This window comes from Streptomyces sp. VRA16 Mangrove soil (genome assembly GCF_017377775.1).
GTDB lineage: Bacteria > Actinomycetota > Actinomycetes > Streptomycetales > Streptomycetaceae > Streptomyces.
Window position 1 is genome coordinate 114,138 of record NZ_JAFVLN010000021.1, and the last position, 22,512, is coordinate 136,649.

Consider the following 22,512-nt stretch of genomic DNA (forward strand, 5'->3'; position numbering starts at 1 on the left):
AGTGGTGCCGGTTAGCCTCGATGAGGTGACCACACGCCTCACCGACCCCGAGCAGCTCAAGGAGCTGTTGGGCATCCCCTTCACCCCGGAGCAGACGGCCTGCATCACGGCGCCGCCCGCCCCGCAGGTGATCGTGGCCGGGGCCGGATCGGGCAAGACGACGGTGATGGCCGCCCGCGTGGTCTGGCTGGTGGGGACCGGGCAGGTCGCGCCGGAGCAGGTCCTGGGTCTCACGTTCACCAACAAGGCGGCGGGCGAGCTCGCCGAGCGCGTCCGCAAGGCGCTGATCAAGGCGGGCGTCACCGACCCCGACGCCATCGACCCGGACAACCCTCCGGGCGAGCCGGTGATCTCCACGTACCACGCCTTCGCGGGCCGTCTGCTGACCGACCACGGACTGCGCATCGGGCTCGAACCGACGACGCGGCTGCTCGCCGACGCCACCCGCTTCCAGCTCGCCGCGCGCGTGCTGCACGAGGCGCCGGGCCCGTACCCGGCGCTCACCCGCTCCTTCGCCGACCTGGTCAGCGATCTCCTCGCGCTCGACTCGGAGCTGGCGGAACACCTCGTACAACCGGGCCGGCTGCGCGCGCACGACCAGGAACTGCTGCGCACGCTCGCGGACACCAAGCTCAGCAACGCGGATCTGCGCAAGGTTCCCGAGGCCGCGGCGGCGCGCCTGGAGCTGGCCGACCTCGTGGGCCACTACAGGGCGGCCAAGCGAGCCCGGGACGTCCTCGACTTCGGCGACCAGATCGCCCTGTCCGCGACCCTCGCGAGCACCCGGCCCGAGGTCGGCGAGATCCTGCGCGACGAGTTCCGGGTGGTCCTCCTCGACGAGTACCAGGACACGTCCGTGGCCCAGCGCATCCTGCTGGCCGGCCTGTTCGGCGACGGCACCGGCCACGCCGTGACCGCGGTGGGCGACCCCTGCCAGGCGATCTACGGCTGGCGCGGCGCCTCCGTCGCCAACCTCGACGACTTCCCCGAGCACTTCGCGTACGCCGACGGCCGGCCCGCCACCCGCTTCGCGCTCAGCGAGAACCGCCGCAGCGGTGGTCGGCTGCTCGACCTGGCCAACGGTCTGGCGGAGCCGCTGCGCGCCATGCACGCGGGTGTGGAGGCGCTGCGGCCCGCCCCCGGCGCCGAGCGCGACGGCATCGTGCGCTGCGCCCTGCTGCGCACCCACAGCGAGGAGATCGGCTGGCTCGCCGACTCCATCGCCCATCTGGTCGCCACCGGGAAGGCGCCCGGCGAGATCGCCGTGCTGTGCCGCACCGCGACCGACTTCGCCGAGATCCAGGGCGCCCTCGTCGCCCGCGACATCCCCGTCGAGGTGGTCGGCCTCTCCGGGCTGCTGCACCTCCCGGAGGTCGCCGACCTGGTGGCCGTCTGCGAGGTGCTCCAGGACCCCGGGGCCAACGCCTCACTGGTCCGTCTGCTGACCGGCCCGCGCTGGCGCATCGGCGCGCGCGACCTCGCCCTCCTGGGTCGCCGGGCCCGCTTCCTCGTCTCCCACGCGCGCGGGGGCGACGAGGACGATCCCGACCGGCGCCTGGCCGAGGCCGTCGAGGGGGTCGACCCGTCCGAGGTGATATCGCTGGCGGACGCGCTCGACACGTTCCTGGAGTCCTCCGTGGAGGCCGAGAGGGACGACGACGGGCTGCCGTTCTCCCCCGACGCGCGCGTGCGCTTCGCCCGCCTCGCCACCGAACTGCGCGACCTGCGCCGCTCGTTGTCCGACCCGCTCATGGACGTGCTGCACCGCGTCCTCGCGGTCACCGGCCTGGAGGTCGAACTCTCGGCGTCCCCGCACGCGTTGGCGGCCCGCCGCCGCGAGACGCTGTCCAACTTCCTGGACATCGCGGCCTCCTTCGCGGCCCACGACAGCTCCGCGTCGCTGCTCGCCTTCCTCGGCTTCCTGCGCACCGCGGCCCAGTACGAGAAGGGCCTCGACAACGCGCTGCCGGGCGGTGAGAACACCGTGAAGGTGCTCACCGCCCACAAGTCCAAGGGGCTCGAATGGGACGTCGTCGCCGTCCCCGGACTCGTCAACGGCACCTTCCCGAGCACCCAGGGCCGCGAGAAGTGGACCGCCCAGGGCAAGGTGCTGCCGCACGCCCTGCGCGGTGACGCCGTCACGCTGCCCGACATCGAGACGTGGGACTCCAAGGGCATGAAGGCCTTCCACGCCGACATGAAGGACCACCAGCACACCGAGGAACTGCGCCTGGGATACGTGACGTTCACGCGCCCGCGCTCGCTGCTGCTCGGCTCGGGCCACTGGTGGGGCCCCTCCCAGAAGAAGAAGCGCGGCCCTTCCGACTTCCTGCAGGCGCTGTACGACCACTGTGTCGCCGGGCACGGCGAGATCGAGGTCTGGGCGGACGAACCGGACGACGACGAGGAGAACCCGGCCCTCCAGGAGGCATCGGCCGAGCAGGCCTGGCCGCTGCCCCTGGACGAGGCGTCCCTGGCCCGCCGGCGTGCGGCCGCCGACACCGTCCTCGCCCACCTGGAGCGCGCCGCGGGTCCCGCGCAGGCGCGCGCCCACACGCAGACGCATCCGTCCGCCTACGAAGAGCCGCCCTTCGAGGACCCCGACTGGCCGCCCCCGCCGGACGACGACGAACTGCTCGACGAACCCCCCTACGGGGACGAGACGTTCCCGGACGACTGGGACGAGCTGCCCGTCGAGCGCCCCTCGGCCCGGCAGCCCGAAGCGCTGCCCCACGCACGCGTGCCGCAGGAACCGGCCGCGGCGGTCCCGCACCCCGCGTTCGTCCCCGAGCCCGAGCTCACCCCGGAAGAAGCCCGCACCATCGACTCGTGGGACCGCGACCTGGACGCCCTCGCCGGGGAGCTGATGCGCGCCCGCGCAGCCGTGCGCGAGGTGCCCGTGCCGCACTCGCTCACCGCCTACCAGCTGATGCGGATCGCCGCCGACCCCGACGGCTTCGCCCAGGAACTGGCCCGGCCCATGCCCGCCCCGCCGCAGCCGGCGGCCCGCAGGGGCACCCGCTTCCACGCCTGGGTCGAGTCTCGCTTCGAAGAGCTGCGGCTGCCCATGCTCGACCCGGAGGAGCTGCCCGGCAGCGACGCGGAGATCGCCGACGAGCGCGACCTGGAGTCCCTCAAGGACGCCTTCGAACGCACTCCGTACGCCCACCGCACCCCCTACCAGGTCGAACTGCCCTTCCAACTGGCCATCGCGGGACGCGTCGTCCGCGGTCGCATCGACGCCGTCTACAAGGAGGGCGAGGGCGACGCGACGACCTACGAGATCGTCGACTGGAAGACCGGCCACCAGCAGAACGCCGACCCGCTCCAGCTCGCCATCTACCGGCTCGCGTGGGCCGAGCGGCAAGGAGTGGAGCCGGAGACGGTGGACGCCGCCTTCCTGTACGTACGCACAGGCGAGACCGTGCGGCCGCGCCGGCTGCCCGGACGGGCCGAGCTGGAGCGGCTCCTCACACAGGAGCCGCAGGTCGAGGAGGAGCCGCCGGACGAGCACACTCCGGCGGGGGACTAGGCTCGTGACCATGAGCAAGCCCGTTGACAGCGCCGTCAGCACCGTCCGTGCGTACATCGACCACCACCATGAGGCGTTCCTCGACGACCTCGCCGCGTGGCTGCGGATCCCCTCCGTGTCCGCCCAGCCCGTCCACGCACCCGACGTGCGGCGCAGCGCCGACTGGCTCGCCGCCAAGCTGGCCGAGACGGGCTTCCCGACCACCGAGGTGTGGCCGACGCCCGGCGCCCCCGCCGTCTTCGCCGAGTGGCCCTCCGGCGACCCCGAGGCCCCCACGGTGCTCGTCTACGGACACCACGACGTGCAGCCCGCCGCCCGCGAGGACGGCTGGGACACCGACCCCTTCGAGCCCGTCGTCGTCGGAAACCGGCTCTACGCGCGCGGTGCCGCCGACGACAAGGGCCAGGTGTTCTTCCACACACTCGGCGTCCGCGCCCACCTCGCCGCCACCGGACGCACCGCCCCCGCGGTCAACCTCAAGCTGTTGATCGAGGGCGAGGAGGAGTCCGGCTCCCCGCACTTCCGCGCCCTGATCGAGGAGCGCAAGGAACGCCTCGCCGCCGACGCCGTGATCGTCTCCGACACCGGCATGTGGTCCGAGGACACCCCCACGGTGTGCACCGGCATGCGCGGCCTCGCCGACTGCGAGATCGAGCTGTACGGGCCCGACCAGGACATCCACTCCGGCTCCTTCGGCGGCGCCGTGCCGAACCCGGCGACCGCGGCGGCCCGCCTCGTCGCCGCCCTGCACGACGAGCACGCGCGCGTGGCCGTCCCCGGCTTCTACGACGGCATCGTCGAGCTCACCGACCGGGAGCGCGAACTCTTCTCCGAGCTGCCCTTCGACGAGGCGCAGTGGCTGCGCACGGCGAAGTCCCACGCCACCCACGGCGAGGCCGGGCACACCACCCTGGAGCGCATCTGGGCCCGCCCCACCGCCGAGGTCAACGGCATCGGTGGTGGCTATCAGGGCCCCGGCGGCAAGACGATCGTGCCGTCGTCGGCCATGCTCAAGCTCTCCTTCCGGCTGGTCGCGGGCCAGGATCCGGACCACGTCGAGAAGGCCGTCACCGCCTGGGTCGCCGAGCAGCTGCCCGCCGGGATCCGCCACGAGATCACCTTCGGCGCCGCCACCCGGCCCTGCCTCACGCCGCTCGACCACCCCGCCCTCCAGTCGGTCGTGCGTGCCATGGGCCGGGCCTTCGAGCGGAAGATCCGCTTCACGCGCGAAGGCGGCTCGGGCCCCGCTGCCGACCTCCAGGACGTGCTCGACGCACCCGTGCTGTTCCTGGGCATCTCCGTCCCCTCCGACGGCTGGCACGCCCCGAACGAGAAGGTCGAGCTCGACCTCCTCATGAAGGGTGTGGAAACAACTGCCTACCTGTGGGGCGATCTCGCCGAGAGCTGGGCAGATGCACACTGAACGAGGCACCCCGCACCCGCCCTGCCGTACGTCCTGCTGAATCGCCCTGCCGAACCACCCATTCCACCGGGGGAGTTGGAAGCACCCGTGACCACCTGGACCGACCGCACCACCGACCGACCGCTCTCGCTCGCCGTACCCAGCGGCATCGACCGCGCCGCGCACCACCGCCTCGACGAGGCGTGGCTCGCCGCCGCGTGGAGCCACCCCACGACCCGGGTCTTCGTGGTCTCCGGCGGCCAGGTGCTCATCGACGAGACACCGGACGGCGCGACGGAACTGGTCATGACGCCGGCCTTCGAGGCACCGCTCACGGAGGCGCACCGCTACTTCCTGGGCACCGACGACGACGGTGTGAGCTACTTCGCGCTCCAGAAGGACACGCTCCCCGGACGCATGGACCAGTCCGCGCGCCCGGCGGGCCTGCGCGAGGCGGGGATGCTGCTGTCCGACCGTGACGCCGGGCTCATGGTGCACGCCGTGGCCCTGGAGAACTGGCAGCGACTGCACCGCTTCTGCTCCCGCTGCGGCGAACGCACCGTCATCGCCGCCGCGGGCCACATCCGCCGCTGCCAGGCCTGCGGGGCCGAGCACTACCCGCGCACCGACCCCGCCGTCATCATGGCCGTCACGGACGACCAGGACCGCATCCTGCTCGGCCGCCAGGTGCACTGGCCCGAGGGGCGCTTCTCGACGCTCGCGGGGTTCGTCGAGCCCGGCGAGTCCATCGAGCAGTCGGTGCGCCGCGAGGTGTGGGAGGAGGCGGGCGTCGTCGTCGGCGAGGTCGAGTACGTCGCCAGCCAGCCCTGGCCGTTCCCCTCCAGCCTGATGCTGGGCTTCATGGCGCACGCCACGTCCACGGAGATCAACGTGGACGGGGACGAGATCCACGAGGCCCGCTGGTTCTCCCGCGACGAACTGCGGGCCGCCTTCGAGGCCGAGGAGGTCATGCCTCCCTACGGCATCTCGATTGCGGCCCGCCTGATCGAGCTCTGGTACGGCAAGCCCCTGCCGAAGCCCAGCGACGCGCTGTGAGCGCCGGATCCCGGTGAGGGACTCAGGCGCCGATCTTCTGCTTGACCTGCGCCAGCGAGGGGTTGGTGAGCGTCGAGCCGTCGTCGAAGAGGACGGTGGGGACCGTCTGGTTCCCGCCGTTCGCCTTCTCGACGAACGCCGCCGACTCCGGGTCCTGCTCGATGTTGATCTCGGTGTACGTGATGCCCTCACGGTCCATCTGCTTCTTCAGCCGCTGGCAGTAGCCGCACCACGTGGTGCTGTACATCGTCACAGTGCCCGGCATGTTCCTCGCGCTCCTTTGTGGCTGGGGATGCGTGTTCGCAATGAGTCGAACGTACGCGACCCGGCGGCCATTCCCGCACGTCGGGCGCATTAGTACGACCGGCCCGCCCGGCCTGTGGACAACGCGACGCACCTGCCCCCGCCGACCTGGCAGCATGGCGGGGTGACACCAGCAACGCACTCCACCCTGTTCCCGCAGGTCCCGGAATCGGCCGACGCGGTGCTCGACGGGCTCGACCCCGAGCAGCGCGCCGTGGCGACGGCCCTGCACGGTCCGGTGTGTGTGCTCGCGGGCGCCGGCACCGGCAAGACGCGCGCGATCACCCATCGCATCGCGTACGGCGTCCGCGCCGGGATCCTCCAGCCGGCCAGTGTCCTCGCCGTCACGTTCACCAACCGCGCCGCGGGTGAGATGCGCGGCCGGCTCCGGCAGCTCGGCGCCGGGGGAGTGCAGGCCCGCACCTTCCACTCCGCCGCCCTGCGCCAGCTCCAGTTCTTCTGGCCGAAGGCGGTCGGCGGCGAGCTGCCCCGGCTCGTCGACCGCAAGATCCAGCTCGTCGCCGACGCCGCGGCCGCCTCCCGGCTCCGTCTCGACCGCGGCGAGCTGCGCGACGTGACCGCGGAGATCGAGTGGTCCAAGGTCACCCAGACCGTCCCCGGTGACTATGCGGCGGCGGCCCACAAGGCGGGCCGCGAGACCCCGCGCCACTCCGCCGAGATCGCCCAGATCTACGGCGACTACGAGCGGCTCAAGCGCGACCGCGGCGTCATCGACTTCGAGGACGTGCTGCTGCTGACCGTCGGCATCCTGCAGGACCGGCGGGACATCGCCGAGCAGGTCCGCGCCCAGTACCAGCACTTCGTGGTCGACGAGTACCAGGACGTCAGCCCGCTCCAGCAGCGCCTGCTCGACCTGTGGCTCGGCGACCGGGACAACCTCTGCGTCGTCGGTGACGCCAGCCAGACGATCTACTCCTTCACCGGCGCCACCCCGGACCACCTGCTCAACTTCCGCACCCGGCACCCGAGCGCGACCGTCGTCAAACTGGTCCGCGACTACCGCTCCACCCCCCAGGTCGTGAACCTGGCCAACGGCGTCCTCGCCCGGGCCAAGGGCCGCGCCGCCGAGCACCGTCTGCAGCTGATCTCGCAGCGTGACGCGGGTCCCGAGCCGGTCTACGCGGAGTACGCCGACGAGCCCTCCGAGGCCGAGGGCGCGGCCCGCCGCATCCGTGAGCTGATCTCCTCCGGCGTCTCGGCCGGCGAGATCGCGATCCTGTTCCGGACGAACGGACAGTCGGAGATCTACGAACAGGCCCTCGCCGACGCCGGGGTGCCCTACCAGTTGCGGGGCGCGGAGCGCTTCTTCGAGCGGGCCGAGGTGCGCAAGGCCGGGCACTCGCTCAGGGCGGCGGCCCGCTTCGGGGGCAACGACGCGGGGCTCGACGCGGCCGTCGATCTGCCCTCGCAGGTCAGAGCCGTGCTCTCTGGCGAGGGCTGGACGACCCAGCCGCCCGCCGGATCCGGCGCCGTCCGCGACCGCTGGGAGTCCCTGGCCGCTCTCGCCCGGCTCGCCGAGGACTTCGCCCGAGCCAAGCCGTCCGCGACCCTCGCAGACTTCGTGGCGGAGCTCGACGAGCGGGTGAACGCCCAGCACGCCCCCATGGTGGAAGGCGTCACGCTGGCGTCGCTGCACGCGGCCAAGGGCCTGGAGTGGGACGCGGTGTTCCTGGTCGGTGTCGCCGAGGGCATGATGCCGATCACCTACGCCAAGACCGACGAGCAGATCGAGGAGGAGCGACGACTGCTGTACGTCGGCGTGACCCGGGCGCGGCGCCACCTCGGCGTCTCCTGGGCGCTGTCCCGCTCGCCCGGTGGCCGGGCGAACCGCAGGGCGAGCCGCTTCCTCGACGGGCTACGGCCGGGCTCCACCGGCCCCGCGGGGCGGGGCGCCGGCGGCGGGCGCGGGGGCGTGGAGCACGGCACGCGGCCGACGGACGACGCCGTGTGGGAGCCGCCGGCCGGAGCCCGGCGCCGGGGTGACAGGAAGGTCGCGCGCTGCCGGGTGTGCGGGGGCACGCTCGACGCCGCCGAGATGAAGCTGATGCGCTGCGAGGACTGCCCGTCCGACATGGACGAGGGGCTGTACGAGCGACTCGTCGAGTGGCGGGCCCGCACGGCGGCCGACCTCGGACAGCCCGCGTTCTGCGTCTTCACCGACAAGACGCTGATCGCCATCGCGGAGGCCGCGCCCGACGACGAGCGGGAGCTGTCCCGCGTCCCAGGTGTCGGCCGACGGAAGTTTCGCAGCTACGGCTCCGATGTGCTCGCCATCTGTGCAGGTCAGGCGGTGGGGGATGAGGCCGATGACGTCGCGGGGGACGACTGATTCAAACTCGTCGAAAAAATAGTTTGCGCATGCCCCAGCAATCCCCATAGGTTCTTAATCACGAAAGCAGCGGCCTTCTCGAAGGCCCTGGTTCCGTGTTGTACTTGATAGCCGTCGGATCGGTTCACCCCGATCCCCCTAGACGCCGAGAGGAGGCGATTCCAGTGATCAGCATCAACGCCAGCTCCATCAGCACCGTCAAAATGACCGATCGCTCGGTCGTCGCTTCCTGCCTGCTCGGCTTCTCGAACCTGGGCACCGGTCTGTCTGGCCTCAGCGCCATGCGTCCGGAGTCCGGCATGTCCCTCGTGTCCCTTCCGATTCACGAGGGCAATGAGCGACCGACCAAGGCACCGGAAGCAGTAGCGACGGCACAGGCTCAGGCCTATGCCTTTGCAGCGGCCGGTGCCGGATTCCGGAAGCAGACGACGCAGCACCACACGATGTGGGCCTTCCGTGGGCCTGAACCCTGGAGTGATCCAGCCTGATCTTCGATCAGGCCGGCGCCTTCAGGGCCGCGGAACCCCATCCGGGATCCGCGGCCCTTCTGTTTTCCCGGAAGAACCAGCGATCTTCCGAGGGACCAGTACGAAGGGGCCTCGGGACAAGAAAAGAACCCGGTACCACCGCCACCCGGCCCACCGGCCGGAACGACCAGACGAGGAAAACGAACCGTGCAACTCGAAGCGCACGCCCCGTCCGTACCGCCTTCAGACCCTCTTCCCCCGCCTGTCCCCACGGAGGACTCCACCTTGAACCCGCTGACTACGCTCACCGCGCTCGACGACGCCATCGAGAACCTCGGCGTGCCCGTCCCCTGCCGTGCCTACGACCCCGAGGTCTTCTTCGCGGAGTCGCCGGCGGATGTCGAGTACGCCAAGTCCCTCTGCCGTACCTGCCCGCTGGTCGAGGCCTGCCTCGCCGGTGCCAAGGAGCGGCGTGAGCCTTGGGGCGTCTGGGGTGGCGAGCTGTTCGTCCAGGGTGTCGTCGTGGCCCGCAAGCGGCCGCGTGGCCGTCCGCGCAAGAACCCGGTCGCGGCATGAACACCCCAGGAACGATCGACCGCCCCCTGACGCACGACCCCAAGAAGCAGGCCCCGATGAAGCCGTCCACGAGCGAGCCCGCCGGCTCCGTGACCCCAGACTTTTCTCTCTCCGACGCGAACGACTCGCGTCAGAACAGGACCCGACAGATGCAACTCGCCCCAGAAGCCCTGGCCCGTGCGCATATGCACGAGCGACTGCGTGAGGCCGACTTCGAGCGCCAGGCCATGCGCCTGGTGGTCGCCCGTCGGATGCAGCGCCGCGCCGAGCGCGCGTCGCTGCGCGCCCGCCGCGCGCTCGCCATGGCCGTCATGCACTGACCCACACAGCACCCGGCTGTTCACCGCGGGGGCCGGTCCGGATCGGACCGGCCCCCGCGGTGCGTTGTACCCGGCGATCATCGGGGCGCGGCGTTATCGTCGCCGGGTGACGTCTCTTCCTGGCGGGGACTCCGCGCAGCCACCGGACCGGCCGTCCCTCGTGTGCGCCCGGTGCGGCACCACGGTCCAGGAGTTGCCGCTGACCTGGACGTGCTCCGTCGAGGGCGGCGTCCGTCGCTACTTCTGCGAGAACTGCGCCCGGGAGAACATCAGGGCGATCGAGGGACGGCTCGACTCCGACCGGTGGTGATCGGCCTGGTGGCGATCAGGCCTCGGCTGCGGGCGGCTGCGGGACCTCCTCCTCGTCGCTGAACGCCTCGTCACCGAAGTCCTCGACGGCGGAACCCTCGCCCCCCAGCTCATCGGGCACGAACCCCGGTACCCACGCCTCGAGTTCGTCCCTCAGCCGGACGGTGGCGCCCAGCTGGCACAGCACTCCGATCGTGCTGAGCGTGACCCGGTGGATCAGCAGATACGCGGGCGGCAGGTTGAGCTGCTTGCCCAGCTGGTGGGCGGGGGAGCGGGGATCGCCGATCCGTGCGGCCTGGGTGCGCATCCAGGCGCGGGTGAAGGTGAACTCCTCGACCTCGGCCGGTTCGATGATCGGCAGCAGATAGTCGAGCACCGCGTCCGGTTCGAGCGCGATGGACTCCTTCACGAAGCCCTCCTCGCGCAGCAGCTCGTAGACCGCGCTCGCCTCCCCGTCCAGCGTCATCCGCAGGGAGTCGCCGATCGGCCGGGGCAGTCCGCCCGGGAGCCGGTCCACCGTGCCGAAGTCCAGGACGCCCAGCCGCCAGCCGCCGTCCTCGTTTGGCAGCAGCCGGAAGTTCCCTGGGTGCGGGTCCGCGTGCAGCAGTCCTGTGCGCGCCGGCCCCGAGAAGAGGAAGCGGGCCAGCAACTGCCCAGCGCGGTCCCGCTGTTCGCGGTCACCGCCGGTGATGATCTCGGCGAGCGGCACCCCGTCGATCCACTCCGTCACGAGGATCTGGTCGCACTGGTGCACCACGTGCGGCACCACCACGTCGGGGTCGCCGTCGAACTCCTCGGCGTGCGCCCGCTGCGCCTGCGCCTCCAGCGCGTAGTCCAGTTCCTCGGAGACCCGGTCACGCAGTTCGGAGATGAGCGGCTTGATGTCCATGCCCGGAATGAGCGGACCCAACAGACGGGCGAAACGCCCCAGTTGGTTCAGGTCCGACAGCAGCGCGTCGCCCGCGCCCGGGTACTGGACCTTCACGGCGACCCGGCGGCCGTCGTGCCACACCGCCCGGTGCACCTGGCCGATCGACGCGGCGGCCGACGGCTTGTCCTCGAACTCCAGGAACAGCTCCCGCCATTGCCCGCCGAGCCGCTCCTCCAGAACCGTGTGCACGGTGCGGGTCGGCATCGGAGGCGCCGCCTCCTGAAGCTTCGTCAGGGCGGCACGGTAGGGACCGGCGACCTCCTCCGGCAGCGCCGACTCGAAGACGGACAGGGCCTGCCCGAACTTCATGGCCCCGCCTTTCAGTTCGCCGAGCACCTTGAACAGCTGCTCCGCTGTGCGCTGCTGCAGTTCTCTGCCGACGATCTCGGCGGACTTGCCGCCGATGCGCTTGCCGATGCCCCAGGTCGCGCGGCCCGCGAAACCGATGGGCAGTGCGGCCAGCTTGGCGGTACGGGTAACCGCCTTCCGGGGAAGATCAGACATACACCCCTCCAAGTGCCGGACAGCCGTGCCGCGCATGTCCAGGCGTCGTGGCGCCGTCGGCCATTGCCTACCCCGCCATTGTGTCGTGCGGCTCTTCCTCCACGGAGGTCTCCTGCCCGTTACCTCTCTCACCCGCACCGCACGGGCACTCCGAATGCGGACATACCGGCCGTGCGTGCCAGTCGAGGCCGGGCGCGGCCGCCTCCCAGCGCGCCCCCGTGCTCGACGGCAACTCACCGTCCAGGAACGCCAGTGCGTGCGCTGCCGCAAGCCCCGCCACTGCCGTGGCCAGGCCCAGGTCACAGGCCTGCACCTGGCGGGACGCGGCATTCGAGCCCCACTGCGCGAGCAGCCGCGGCCAGGTCGGATCGCGGTCGACGCGCCCCAGGAGCAGACAGTGCGCACAGCCCGTCCCGCCGGGCAGCACCAGCGGGCCCACCACTCCCGTACCCTCGACCACGCCCGCGTACAGATGCGGAATGCCCGCGGCCATCAGATCCTCGGCGGCGGCCGGATCGGGGGAGTGGACCGCGAGTCCGTCCCGCGGTGCGACGACCACCAGGGAGAGCGGCGGGTCTCCTTCCTCCGGTTCGACGGGGCGGGCCGCCGTCGTCCGCAGGTCCGGACGTGGTGGCCGCGCGGGAGTCATGGCGCGCACCACCCGCCGGGCCGACACGTCCCGGCGCTCGCCCACCGCCGATACGGGCTGGCCACCGGGCGCCACGTCCCACGGCGCGACGCATCCCCCGTCGCGCACATCGACATGGCCGATCCCCGCCGCCGCCAGGACGGAGGCCACGACCGCGCCCACCCGGCCGGCCCCTCGTACCTGCACCCGCATGGTGTGCCGGGCCGCCAGCCTGCGCAGGCCCTCGGCAGGCTCGCCGGTGGTGACCGTCAGCGCCGCGTGGTCGGGGCGGAGCCGGTCCATCACCTCGGTCCGCCCGCGCAGGGCCTGGGCCGACGCGCCGCCCCCCGTCGCGTCGTCCAGCAGCCCCGCCTCGGTCAGTCGCGCCAGCAGTGCGTCCACATGCCGGTCCGGAAGGCCCATCCGCCGGGCCTCGTCACGCAGCAGGGGCACCCCGCGGGTGCCGTCCAGCAGCGCCAGGAAACTCCCGGTGGCCACGTCGACCGGGCCCAGCACCACCGCGTGCGCGGGTGTCACACCGAACTGGACCGTGTTCAGATCGTGCCAGCCGCGCCGCAGCGCTGGCTTGAGGATCGGATGCATGGTTCTGTCCCCCGTGCCGTGCTCTCGCTCGTGCCGTGCCCCCGCCGACGGGGCGGGCGCCGTTCGTGTCGATCGAGGGCCAGCCTGCCCGCCGGGACCGAAGCGCGCCGAAAGTTGTCCACAGGCGGTGGGTGATAGTCGTACGAATCGATCGACGGTGGTGCAAGGCCGCACCGAAGAGTTCCGGAGTCGGGACTTCCGCCCTGCCCAGCGGGTAACGTCGGGGCGTGCCCGCCGACCCACTGCACCGTGCCACCACCACGCAGAGCAGCACGAGGAAACCGCCGCCAGGCGGCCTCGGGGCGAGCGCGGTCGAGGTCCGCAGAAGCTCCCGGCGACGCAGGACGGTCTCCGCCTACCGCGAGGGCGACCGCACCGTGGTCCTCATCCCGGCCCGCATGTCGGAGGCCGAGGAGAAGCGCTGGGTCGGTGTCATGCTCGACAAACTCGCGGCACAGGAGAGCAAACGGGTTCTTGGCGATGCGGAACTCGCGGAGCGCGCCGAGCGACTCTCCGAGCAGTACCTCGACGCCAAGGCCCGCCCCGCATCCGTTCGCTGGGTCACGAACCAGAACACCCGCTGGGGGTCCTGTACCCCCGCCGAGGGCAGCATCCGGCTGTCGCACCGGCTGCAGGGCATGCCCGAGTACGTCGTCGACTACGTGCTCCTGCACGAGCTCGCCCATCTGCTGGTGCCCGGCCACGGGCCGCGTTTCTGGCGGCTCCTGGAGGCGTATCCGCGGACGGAGCGGGCCCGCGGCTACCTCGAAGGGGTGGTGGCGGCCGACCGGCTCCCGCATCTGCCGGCCGCGCGCGACGAGTGATCACGCGCCACGGACCGCCGTCGCTTGTGGGACGGTTCTGTACCAGGGCTGTACCGACCCCCGTCACTCCCGGCGTTTGCAGTTAGCCTGACGCGACGCAATCACCTTTCGGGATGGGGGACGGTCGTTACGCATGGCCAGGGAATTCCAACGCGGCCACAAGGCCAAGATCAGTGACCTCACCGCGGGCACCGATCTGTACGTAGGCGTGCAGATCGCCGGCCCCGGACTGACCTTCGACATCAGTTGCTTCGGCCTGGACGCCGAGGAACGGCTCTCCGACGACCGGTACTTCGTCTTCTTCAACCAGCCGAAGACGCCCGAGGAGTCCGTCCAGCTGCTCGGTGCGCAGGCCGGTGACACCGAGTCCTTCCGCGTCACGCTCGACAAGATCCCGGCGCACATCCAGAAGCTGTCGTTCACCGCGACCATCGACGGTGCGGGACAGATGTCGCAGGTGGCGCCCGGGTACCTCCGGATCGTCGCCGGTGGCGAGGAGGTGGCCCGCTACGCCTTCAACGGTGGTGAGTTCTCCACCGAGCGCGCGGTGATGCTGGGCGACTTCTACCTGAAGGACGTCTGGCGGTTCGCGGCCGTCGGCCAGGGCTTCGACGGCGGGCTCGACGCGCTGCTCAAGAACTTCGGCGGTGAGGTCGCCGACGAGGAGCCGGCCGCCGCGCCGCAGCAGTCGGCGACTCCCGGCTTCGCGCCGCCCGCGCAGGCCGCCGCGCCGCCCGCGTTCGGGGCCCCGGCCGCGTCCGCGCCCGCCCCGGCCCCCGCCCCCGCGCCGCAGAACTTCGCGCCGCCGCAGAGCCCGACGCCGCCGCCCGCGCCCGCCCCGGCCGCGCCCCCGATCCACGCGGCGCCCACCATCGTCGCGCCGCTGGCGACGCCGCCGGGCACCGTGCCGCCGCCGTCCGCCCCGAACCCGTACGGCCAGCCGCCGCAGCAGCCCCAGTTCGGGCAGGTGCCCGGCCAGGGCAGCGCCCCGATGCCGCCCGGTTACGGCCAGCAGGGCCAGACGCCCCCGATGCCGCCCGGCTACGGTCAGCCGCCCGCCGCCCCGTCCCCGTACGGCGCGCCCCAGGGCGTCCCGCAGCAGGCCCCGGCCCCCGGTGTGGCGGCCGCCCTGGAGAAGTACCGCGAGGCGCCCACCGGGCAGCGCTGGACGCCGCAGAACAAGAAGCTGGTCCGCGTCGACCTCGGCGCCGGCGGCGGCCATCCCGTGCTCGCCCGGCAGGGCAGCATGGTGCTCTACCAGGGCAAGGTCGAATTCAGCTACAAGGGCGCCGGGTTCGCGGGCCGCATCGTGGGCAACGCCACCGGCCAGGAGATGCAGCTCATGCGCTGCACCGGCCGCGGCCAGGTGTTCCTCGCGGAAGAGGCGACCCACCTGCACCCCATCGAGCTCCAGGGCGACGCGATCTGTGTCTCCGCGGAGAACGTGCTGGCCTTCGACGAGGCCCTTCAGTACGAGGTGCGCCGCATCGAGGGGCACGGCATCCCCGGAGGCGCCCTGTTCGTGATGCAGTTCCAGGGCACCGGAACCATCGTCGTGAAGACCCACGGCACGCCCGTGGTCCTTCCGGTGACGCCCACGACGTTCGCCGACTCCAACGCCATCGTGGCGTGGTCCGCGGCCGCCCAGGCGATCGTCACCAGCCAGGTCCGCATGCGCCGCAACGCCTACCCCGGGCACAGCGGTGAAGGCGTGAACCTGCAGTTCCGGGGTGCCCCCGGCAACTTCATCGTCGTCCAGCCGTACGAGGTCTGAGGGAGCCCGTCATGAACCAGCCACTTGCGGGCTTCGCCCCGACCCCGGTCGCCGCGCGCATGGAGAACCACGGCAGCAACATGCTGAAGGTCGCCATGCAGACCGGCAACGACCTCTTCGCGCGCGTGGGCTCGATGGTCGCCTACGAAGGCTTCGTCCAGTACGAGCCCAACCCGCCCGCCGTCCGCCAGATCGCCCGCGACTGGATCACCGGCGAGGGCGCGCCGCTCATGAAGTGCACCGGTGACGGCCTGCTCTACCTCGCCGACTACGGCGCGGACGTCGTGGTCGTCAACCTCGGCGGCGACTCGATCTCCGTCAACGGCACCAACCTGCTCGCCTTCGACGCGCACCTCCAGTGGGGCGTCGAGCGCGTGAAGGGCCTGGCCAAGTTCGCCGGGCAGGGCCTGTGGAACATCACGATCAGCGGGCAGGGCTTCGTCGCGCTCACCTCGCGCGGCACGCCGATCGTCGTCGACTGCGGCCGCGGCGAGGACGAGACGTACGTCGACCCGGACGCCCTTCTCGCCTGGTCGCCGAAGCTCAAGGTCAAGGGCAAGCGCAGCTTCCGGGCCGGCTCGCTCATCGGGCGCGGCAGCGGCGAGGCCTACCAGATGGGCTTCTCCGGCGAGGGCATCGTCGTCGTCCAGCCCAGCGAGGACAGCACCGACCGTCTCCGAGCCCGGGGCTGAGGGGGAACGAACACATCATGCAGAGCCCGCTTTTCGCATACGCCGAGCAGCAGTCCCAGGAGCGCTACACGGTGCAGAACCCGCAGATGCTGCGGGTGGTCCTGGAAGGCCACGACGACATCGTCGCCCGCAAGGGCTCGATGGTCGCCTACCAGGGGCTCGTCGAGTTCGACGGCGAGTACCAGACCTCCGGTCAGCAGCGCTCCCGCGCCCACACCGGTGAGGGCCTGAGCCTGATGCGCTGCCACGGGCAGGGGGTCGTGTACCTCGCGAACCTCGCCCAGTACATCCACGTAGTGGATGTGGAGCAGGACGGTCTGACCGTCGACAGCAGCTATGTGCTGGCGATGGACTCGTCGCTGCACCACGAAGTGATCGCCGTGGACAGCCAGTTCGGCATCTCCGGCTCCGGCAAGTACCAGCTCAACATCACCGGGCGCGGCAAGGTCGCCCTGATGACGTCGGGCCAGCCGCTGATGATGCAGGTCACGCCCGACAAGTACGTCAATGTCGACGCGGACGCCATCGTCGCCTGGTCGACCGGGCTCCGGGTCCAGATGCAGGCACAGACGCACTCCTCGGGCGTCTGGCGGCGTCGGGGCAACACCGGCGAGGGCTGGGAGCTCAGCTTCATGGGCAGCGGTTACGCGCTCGTCCAGCCCAGCGAGCTGCTGCCGCCGCAGAACGCGGTGATCGGCGGCGGCCTCGCCGCCCAGTACGGCATGGGCCAGCAGGGCGCCCGCGGCGCGAACCAGGGCAACGTCTGGAGCTAGCCGCGGCAGACACACGTAAGGGGCGGGCGCCATGGCGCCCGCCCCTTACCCGTTCGAACGTCCTCAGAGACGTGCCCGCGTCGCCTGGACCAGGCGGACCACTGATGTGTCGGCGACATCAGCGACCTCGTCGTACGCGAACCAGCGCAGGTCCAGGGACTCGTCGCTGATCGCCTCCGTGGCGTCCGCCGGGGCGAGCGCCGCGTACTGCGTGTCCAGGTGCTGGGTGCACGGGCCGGGGATCGGATGCCGGTCCAGGCGGACCGGGCCGCCCGGGAGCAGCGTCAGGCCCGGGATGCCGGACTCCTCGGTCGCCTCGCGCAGCGCCGCGGCCGCCAGGGTCGCGTCGCCGGGCTCGCAGTGACCGCCCATCTGGAGCCACATCTGCAGCTTCTTGTGGAGCGTGAGCAGCACACGCCCGCGCTCGGGGTCGATGACCAGGGCGCTCGCCGTCAGATGGCCCGCCGTGCAGGGCTTCCACAGGGCGGCCTCACCGTGCTCGGCGAGGTGGTCCAGGTAGCCCTGGCGCAGCTCCGGCTGGTCCTCGTAGCTCTTCAGGACGAGGACCGCGTCGTCGTACAGGCTCACTTGTCGCTGTCGCCCTCACTGTCGTCGCCGGCGGTGCCGTCGGTGCCGTCCCGGTCGTCCTTGGAGAGGTTCGGCTTCTCGCCGGGGCCGCCCGCGGCCGCGTCGCCCAGCATCTTGTCCAGCTCGGAGAAGTCCAGCTGCTCGCGGTGGACGAAACCGTCCGGGTCGTCCAGGTCGGACGCCGTCGGCAGCATGTCCGGGTGCGCCCACAGACCGTCACGGCCGTCGACCCCGCGCGCGTCCGTGAGCGAGGCCCACAGGCGCGAGGCGTCCCGCAGCCGGCGCGGGCGCAGCTCCAGGCCGATCAGCGTCGCGAACGTCTGCTCCGCCGGGCCGCCGGTCGCACGGCGCCGGCGCAGCGTCTCGCGCAGCGCGTCGGCGGACGACAGACGCGGCTTCGCGGCCGCGTGGACCACCGCGTCGACCCAGCCCTCCACGAGCGCCAGAGCGGTCTCCAGGCGCGCCAGGGCGGCCTTCTGCTCCGGGGTGTCCTCGGGCTGGAACATGCCCTGCTGGAGCGCTTCCTGGATCTGCTCCGGGTTCTGCGGGTCGAACTGGCCGACCACGTCCTCCAGCTTCGTGGTGTCGACCTTGATGCCGCGCGCGTACCCGTCGACCGCGCCGAACAGGTGCGAGCGCAGCCACGGCACGTGCGCGAACAGGCGCTGGTGGGCGGCCTCGCGCAGCGCCAGGTAGAGGCGGACCTCCTCCTGGGGGACGCCGAGGTCCTTGCCGAACGCCTCGATGTTCAGCGGGAGCAGCGCCGCCTTGCCGGCCGGGGCCAGCGGCAGGCCGACGTCCGTGGACCCTACGACCTCACCCGCGAGGACGCCGAGTGCCTGGCCGATCTGCGAGCCGAACATGGCGCCGCCCATGGAGCGCATCATGCCGATCAGCGGGCCCGCCATGGCCTGCATCTCCTCGGGCAGCACATCGCCCATGGCCATGCCGACGCGCTCGGCGACCGGGTCGACGAGCTCCTTCCACGCCGGGAGGGTCGCCTCGACCCACTCGGCGCGGCTCCACGCCACGGACGAGTGCGCGCCCGAAGGCAGCGATGTCGCGTCGTCGAGCCACAGGTCGGCCAGGCGCACGGCCTCCTCGACCGCGGTGCGGTCGGCGGGCCCGATGCTCGCGTCCTTCACGCCGTCCTGCGTGCCCTGGGCGACCGTCTGGCGGGCGATGTCCTTGGCCATGTCCCAGTTCACCGGGCCGCCCTCGTACGAGAGCATCTGGCCGAGCTGCTGGAAGGCCGCGCCCAGATCGTTCGGATTCATCGAGCCGAACATCGCCGCGAACGGGTTGTCGCCCGCCGCGCCGCCCGGGCCGCCCGCGCCGGGCAGGCCCGGGAACCCGAATCCGAAGGGGTTGGCCGGTCCCTGACCGCCACCGCCCTGCTGGTCCTTCTTCTTGCCCTCGTCGCCGTCTTCCGGCTCCTCCGGCGGAAGGCCGAAACCGAATGGGGTGTCACTCACGGGATTCCTCGGCTGGTAAGGCCACCGGTTCTGTCCCGGTGGCGACTGCCCGACTACACACACCCAGCGTAGACACCGTGACGGGATCGGGCCTCGGTGCTTCGCCGACTCATGGCCTGCGGCAGGATGGATGCCTCCTGGTACGTACGCGTCATACACATACGTACTGAAGACAACCGCTGGAGACGCCCGGTGAGTTCCCCAGATCCGCAGGTTCGCGCAGCGCGAAACCCCTCAACCAGTGCGGCCGTGCGCGGCCCCGTCGTCGCGGTCACCGGTGCCGCGTCCGGCATCGGAGCCCTGCTCACCGAGCGGCTGGCCGCCTCGGACGAGATCAAGCAGGTGCTCGCCATCGACGAGCGGCGCGGCGAGTGCACCTCCGCCACGTGGCACATCCTGGACGTCCGGGACCCCGCCATCGCCGAGAAGCTGCGCGGCGCCGACGTCGTCGTGCACCTCGCCCTCGACCTCGACCTGGAGTCCGACTCCGCGGCCCGCACCGCCTACAACGTGCGCGGCACCCAGACCGTGCTGACCGCCGCCGCGGCGGCCGGTGTGCACCGGGTCGTCCTGTGCACCTCGACGATGGTCTACGGGGCGCTCGCCGACAACGAGCTGCCCCTCGCCGAGGACGCGGAGCTGCGCGCCACGGCGGAGGCGACGGGTGTCGGCGATCTCCTGGAGATCGAGCGTCTCGCGCGCCGCGCGCCGCGCGCGCACCCCGGCCTCAACGTCACCGTGGTGCGTCCGTCGGTCCTCGTCGGCGGCACGGACACGGCCCTCACGCGCTACTTCGAGTCGCCGCGTCTCCTCGTGGTCGCCGGTTCGCGGCCCGCCTGGCAGTTCTGCCACGTGGAGGACCTGTGCAGCGCCCTGGAGTACGCCGTTCTGGAGAAGGTCGACGGGGAGCTCGCGGTCGGCTGCGACGGCTGGCTGGAGCAGGAGGAGGTCGAGGAGCTCAGCGGGATCCGGCGCATGGAGCTGCCGTCCGCCGTCGCGCTCGGCGCCGCGGCCCGGCTGCACCGGATCGGGCTCACGCCGTCGCCCGCCGGGGACCTGGCCTACACGATGTACCCCTGGGTCGTCAGCGGGAGCCGGCTGCACGACGCCGGGTGGCGGCCGCAGTGGACCAACGAGGAAGTGCTCGCCGAACTCCTCGAAGAGGTCGCCGGACGGCGCACCGTGGCCGGGCGGCGGCTCGGACGCAAGGACGCGACCGCCGCGGGAGCCGCGGGCGCGACCGTGGCACTGCTGGGTACGGCGGCCGTCGTGCGGCGGGTGCGCAAGGCGCGGCGGCGCATCTGACGGGCCGGGCCGCGGACGGCGCCGCCTTCGCCCGCACGCGGCACCAGGGGCCGTGCCCACCTGCTCGGCCGTGCGGAACACCTGCCCGCAGCCCGGGCTGACTGTAGGAGGCTCCAATTCACGGTTGTCAGTGGCGTACGGCACGATGAAGGGCATGGCACCCACCCAGCACGAGCACCCCGGTGAGCACGCGGCGCAGGACCCCATCAAGCTGATCGCGATCCGTGAGACGCCGCTCTCCGTCGACGAGGTCTTCACGGCCGTCGGGGACGACGCGGCGGGCGGCACCACGCTCTTCGTGGGGACGGTCCGCAACCACGACAGCGGGGCCGACGTGGACCGGCTCGGGTACTCGTGCCACCCGAGCGCGGAGGCCGAGATGCGGCGCATCGCGGAGAAGGTCGTCGCCGACTATCCGGTCCGGGCGCTCGCGGCCGTCCACCGCGTGGGCGATCTGACGGTGGGCGACCTCGCGGTCGTCGTCGCCGTCTCGTGCCCGCACCGCGGTGAGGCGTTCGAGGCGTGCCGCAAGCTCATCGACGACCTCAAGCACGAAGTGCCCATCTGGAAGCACCAGACCTTCTCCGACGGGACGGAGGAGTGGGTCGGAGCCTGTTGAGGTTCCGGTTGCGTAACCGCCCCCCTGCGGTGAGCGTTGACAGTGCGGATGATTAATCTGCTGATCAGTCAGGTGCAGTCGCTCATGGGGTCGGGAGGTCGGCATGGCAAGCCTCTTGTGGCTGCTGATTCCGGTTGTTGCTGCGGTGGGCGCCTCGCTCTGGGCGGTCTGGGCCGGAAGGAACCGGCACAAGACCGGTGACGTGACCGAACTCAGCGGGTACGAGCGGTTCCGTGAGGCGATGGAGAAGTCGCACTCCGGGACGTGACGTCCGGCAAGCGGCCGTGAGCCCGTACGGCCCGGCCCCACAGGTGCACTGACAGACCCGTCCCGTACTGTCGTTCCATGCCACGCCGCACCGCGACGATGCTCGCCTCGACCCTCATGCTGATCGCGCTGCTCTGCGCGGGGGTTCTCATCAAAGTGCCCTACGCGGAGATGTCCCCGGGCCCGACGGTGAACACCCTCGCGGACCACGACGGCGAACCCGTCATCCAGATCTCCGGGCACAAGACGTACGACACGTCCGGGCACCTCAACATGACGACGGTTCGCGTCACCAGCGCCAACTACAACATGAACCTGGTCTCGGCGGTCTACGGGTGGCTCGCCCACGACAGCATCGTGGTGCCGCACGACACGCTCTACCCGGACGGCCAGACCGAGGAGCAGTCGTCGCAGGAGAACGCCGAGGAGTTCAGCCAGTCCCAGGAGAGCGCCAAGGTCGCCGCCCTGAACGAGCTGGACATCCCCGTGAAGTCCTGGGTGATCGTCTCCTCCGTCGTCAAGGACAGCCCCTCCGAGGGCCGGCTGCACGCCGGTGACGTGATCAAGGCCGTCGACGGAACGAAGATCACCAAGCCCGCCGACGTCGCCAAGCTCGTCACGAAGCACAAGGCCGGCGAGAACGTCGTGTTCACGATCGTGCCCGTCAAGGAGGCGGCCAAGGCCGAGAAGGAGGGCAAGGAGGCCACCGCGACGGAGAACGTGACGATCAGGACGGAGAAGGCCGAGGACGGCCGGGCGATCGTCGGCATCCAGGCCGGGACCGACCACACCTTCCCGTTCCAGATCGACATCAAGCTCGCGGACGTCGGCGGCCCCAGCGCGGGCCTGATGTTCTCCCTCGGCATCGTCGACAAGCTCACGCCCACCGATCTGACGGGCGGCAAGTTCGTGGCCGGCACCGGCACCATCGACGACGACGGCAAGGTCGGCCCCATCGGCGGCATCCAGATGAAGACCGTCGGGGCCCGCGACAAGGGAGCGCAGTACTTCCTGACGCCGAAGGACAACTGCGCGGCCGCGGCCAAGGACACCCCGGACGGGCTCACGCTCGTGAAGGTGAACACGCTGGACGACGCGATGAACGCACTGAAGGACATCCGCAGCGGCGACACCGCCGATCTGCCGAAGTGCACCACGGGCTGACAGCGGGCTCTGCAGGCCCTACGGAGAGGGGCGGGCCGGGAATAGCGGGG

The 22,512-nt window shown here is 71.5% G+C and carries 21 protein-coding genes; 16 read left to right on the forward strand and 5 right to left on the reverse strand.

Annotated features, from left to right (window positions below):
• The first annotated feature begins 25 nt into the window (after nt 1-25).
• From J3486_RS38330 to nudC, 3 genes are all read left to right on the forward strand, one after another.
• On the forward strand, nt 26-3,532 hold the full coding sequence (locus J3486_RS38330) for an ATP-dependent DNA helicase (RefSeq protein WP_207828515.1): 3,507 nt from the start codon (nt 26-28) through the stop codon (nt 3,530-3,532).
• A 10-nt stretch (nt 3,533-3,542) separates the two neighbouring features.
• On the forward strand, nt 3,543-4,955 hold the full coding sequence (locus J3486_RS38335) for a dipeptidase (protein ID WP_207828516.1): 1,413 nt from the start codon (nt 3,543-3,545) through the stop codon (nt 4,953-4,955).
• An 87-nt stretch (nt 4,956-5,042) separates the two neighbouring features.
• Entirely contained in the window at nt 5,043-5,990 is a 948-nt protein-coding gene (nudC, locus tag J3486_RS38340) for an NAD(+) diphosphatase (RefSeq protein WP_207828517.1), read from the forward strand.
• Between the two features lie 22 nt (nt 5,991-6,012).
• Here nudC and J3486_RS38345 read toward each other — a convergent pair whose 3' ends face one another.
• Complete coding sequence (locus J3486_RS38345; protein WP_207828518.1) at nt 6,013-6,255, reverse strand: mycoredoxin; 243 nt, start codon at nt 6,253-6,255, stop codon at nt 6,013-6,015.
• 162 nt (nt 6,256-6,417) lie between these two features.
• Between J3486_RS38345 and J3486_RS38350 the strand changes: the two genes are divergently transcribed.
• The 5 genes from J3486_RS38350 to J3486_RS38370 all read left to right on the forward strand — a co-directional run bounded on the left by J3486_RS38350 (nt 6,418) and on the right by J3486_RS38370 (nt 10,316).
• The gene (locus J3486_RS38350; protein ID WP_207828519.1) at nt 6,418-8,643 is read left to right on the forward strand and encodes an ATP-dependent DNA helicase UvrD2; all 2,226 of its coding nucleotides are present in this window, start codon (nt 6,418-6,420) and stop codon (nt 8,641-8,643) included.
• Between the two features lie 164 nt (nt 8,644-8,807).
• Nucleotides 8,808-9,131, forward strand: a complete 324-nt coding sequence (locus tag J3486_RS38355) for a hypothetical protein (RefSeq protein ID WP_207828521.1) — start codon at nt 8,808-8,810, stop codon at nt 9,129-9,131.
• A 186-nt stretch (nt 9,132-9,317) separates the two neighbouring features.
• The gene (locus tag J3486_RS38360) at nt 9,318-9,686 is read left to right on the forward strand and encodes a WhiB family transcriptional regulator (protein ID WP_207828522.1); all 369 of its coding nucleotides are present in this window, start codon (nt 9,318-9,320) and stop codon (nt 9,684-9,686) included.
• Entirely contained in the window at nt 9,683-10,006 is a 324-nt protein-coding gene (locus J3486_RS38365; protein ID WP_207828524.1) for a hypothetical protein, read from the forward strand. The genes J3486_RS38360 and J3486_RS38365 overlap by 4 nt, the downstream gene beginning before the upstream one ends.
• Nucleotides 10,007-10,112: 106 nt before the next feature.
• Nucleotides 10,113-10,316: a hypothetical protein gene (locus J3486_RS38370; protein ID WP_207828558.1), complete on the forward strand. Its 204-nt coding sequence runs from the start codon at nt 10,113-10,115 to the stop codon at nt 10,314-10,316.
• 15 nt (nt 10,317-10,331) lie between these two features.
• On the opposite strand, the gene J3486_RS38375 is transcribed toward J3486_RS38370, so the two are convergent.
• Nucleotides 10,332-11,750, reverse strand: a complete 1,419-nt coding sequence (locus J3486_RS38375) for an AarF/ABC1/UbiB kinase family protein (protein WP_207828525.1) — start codon at nt 11,748-11,750, stop codon at nt 10,332-10,334.
• Nucleotides 11,751-11,817: 67 nt separating this feature from the next.
• Complete coding sequence (locus J3486_RS38380; RefSeq protein WP_207828527.1) at nt 11,818-12,981, reverse strand: TOMM precursor leader peptide-binding protein; 1,164 nt, start codon at nt 12,979-12,981, stop codon at nt 11,818-11,820.
• A gap of 227 nt (nt 12,982-13,208) precedes the next feature.
• Here J3486_RS38380 and J3486_RS38385 point away from each other — a divergent pair, with 227 nt between their 5' ends.
• The 4 genes from J3486_RS38385 (at nt 13,209) to J3486_RS38400 (ending at nt 17,044) form a co-directional block, all read left to right on the forward strand.
• Nucleotides 13,209-13,805, forward strand: coding sequence for a M48 family metallopeptidase (locus J3486_RS38385; protein ID WP_207828529.1), 597 nt, complete (start codon nt 13,209-13,211; stop codon nt 13,803-13,805).
• A gap of 133 nt (nt 13,806-13,938) precedes the next feature.
• The gene (locus tag J3486_RS38390; RefSeq protein ID WP_207828531.1) at nt 13,939-15,579 is read left to right on the forward strand and encodes a TerD family protein; all 1,641 of its coding nucleotides are present in this window, start codon (nt 13,939-13,941) and stop codon (nt 15,577-15,579) included.
• An 11-nt stretch (nt 15,580-15,590) separates the two neighbouring features.
• Entirely contained in the window at nt 15,591-16,271 is a 681-nt protein-coding gene (locus J3486_RS38395; protein WP_207828533.1) for an AIM24 family protein, read from the forward strand.
• A gap of 17 nt (nt 16,272-16,288) precedes the next feature.
• Complete coding sequence (locus tag J3486_RS38400) at nt 16,289-17,044, forward strand: AIM24 family protein (protein WP_207828534.1); 756 nt, start codon at nt 16,289-16,291, stop codon at nt 17,042-17,044.
• A 63-nt stretch (nt 17,045-17,107) separates the two neighbouring features.
• On the opposite strand, the gene J3486_RS38405 is transcribed toward J3486_RS38400, so the two are convergent.
• Together J3486_RS38405 and J3486_RS38410 are read right to left on the reverse strand one after the other, a co-directional pair.
• Complete coding sequence (locus J3486_RS38405; protein WP_207828536.1) at nt 17,108-17,632, reverse strand: NUDIX hydrolase; 525 nt, start codon at nt 17,630-17,632, stop codon at nt 17,108-17,110.
• Nucleotides 17,629-19,107, reverse strand: coding sequence for a zinc-dependent metalloprotease (locus tag J3486_RS38410; RefSeq protein ID WP_207828537.1), 1,479 nt, complete (start codon nt 19,105-19,107; stop codon nt 17,629-17,631). Before J3486_RS38410 ends, J3486_RS38405 begins: the two co-directional genes overlap by 4 nt.
• Nucleotides 19,108-19,299: 192 nt before the next feature.
• On the opposite strand from J3486_RS38410, the gene J3486_RS38415 reads away from it, so the two are divergent.
• From J3486_RS38415 to J3486_RS38430, 4 genes are all read left to right on the forward strand, one after another.
• Nucleotides 19,300-20,412, forward strand: a complete 1,113-nt coding sequence (locus J3486_RS38415) for an SDR family oxidoreductase (protein WP_207828538.1) — start codon at nt 19,300-19,302, stop codon at nt 20,410-20,412.
• Nucleotides 20,413-20,566: 154 nt separating this feature from the next.
• Entirely contained in the window at nt 20,567-21,031 is a 465-nt protein-coding gene (locus J3486_RS38420) for a molybdenum cofactor biosynthesis protein MoaE (RefSeq protein ID WP_229379266.1), read from the forward strand.
• 103 nt (nt 21,032-21,134) lie between these two features.
• The gene (locus tag J3486_RS38425; RefSeq protein ID WP_207828539.1) at nt 21,135-21,299 is read left to right on the forward strand and encodes a hypothetical protein; all 165 of its coding nucleotides are present in this window, start codon (nt 21,135-21,137) and stop codon (nt 21,297-21,299) included.
• Between the two features lie 77 nt (nt 21,300-21,376).
• Nucleotides 21,377-22,462 (forward strand): PDZ domain-containing protein, encoded by a 1,086-nt coding sequence (locus tag J3486_RS38430; RefSeq protein ID WP_207828540.1) that lies wholly within the window; start codon nt 21,377-21,379, stop codon nt 22,460-22,462.
• Nucleotides 22,463-22,512: the final 50 nt, after the last annotated feature.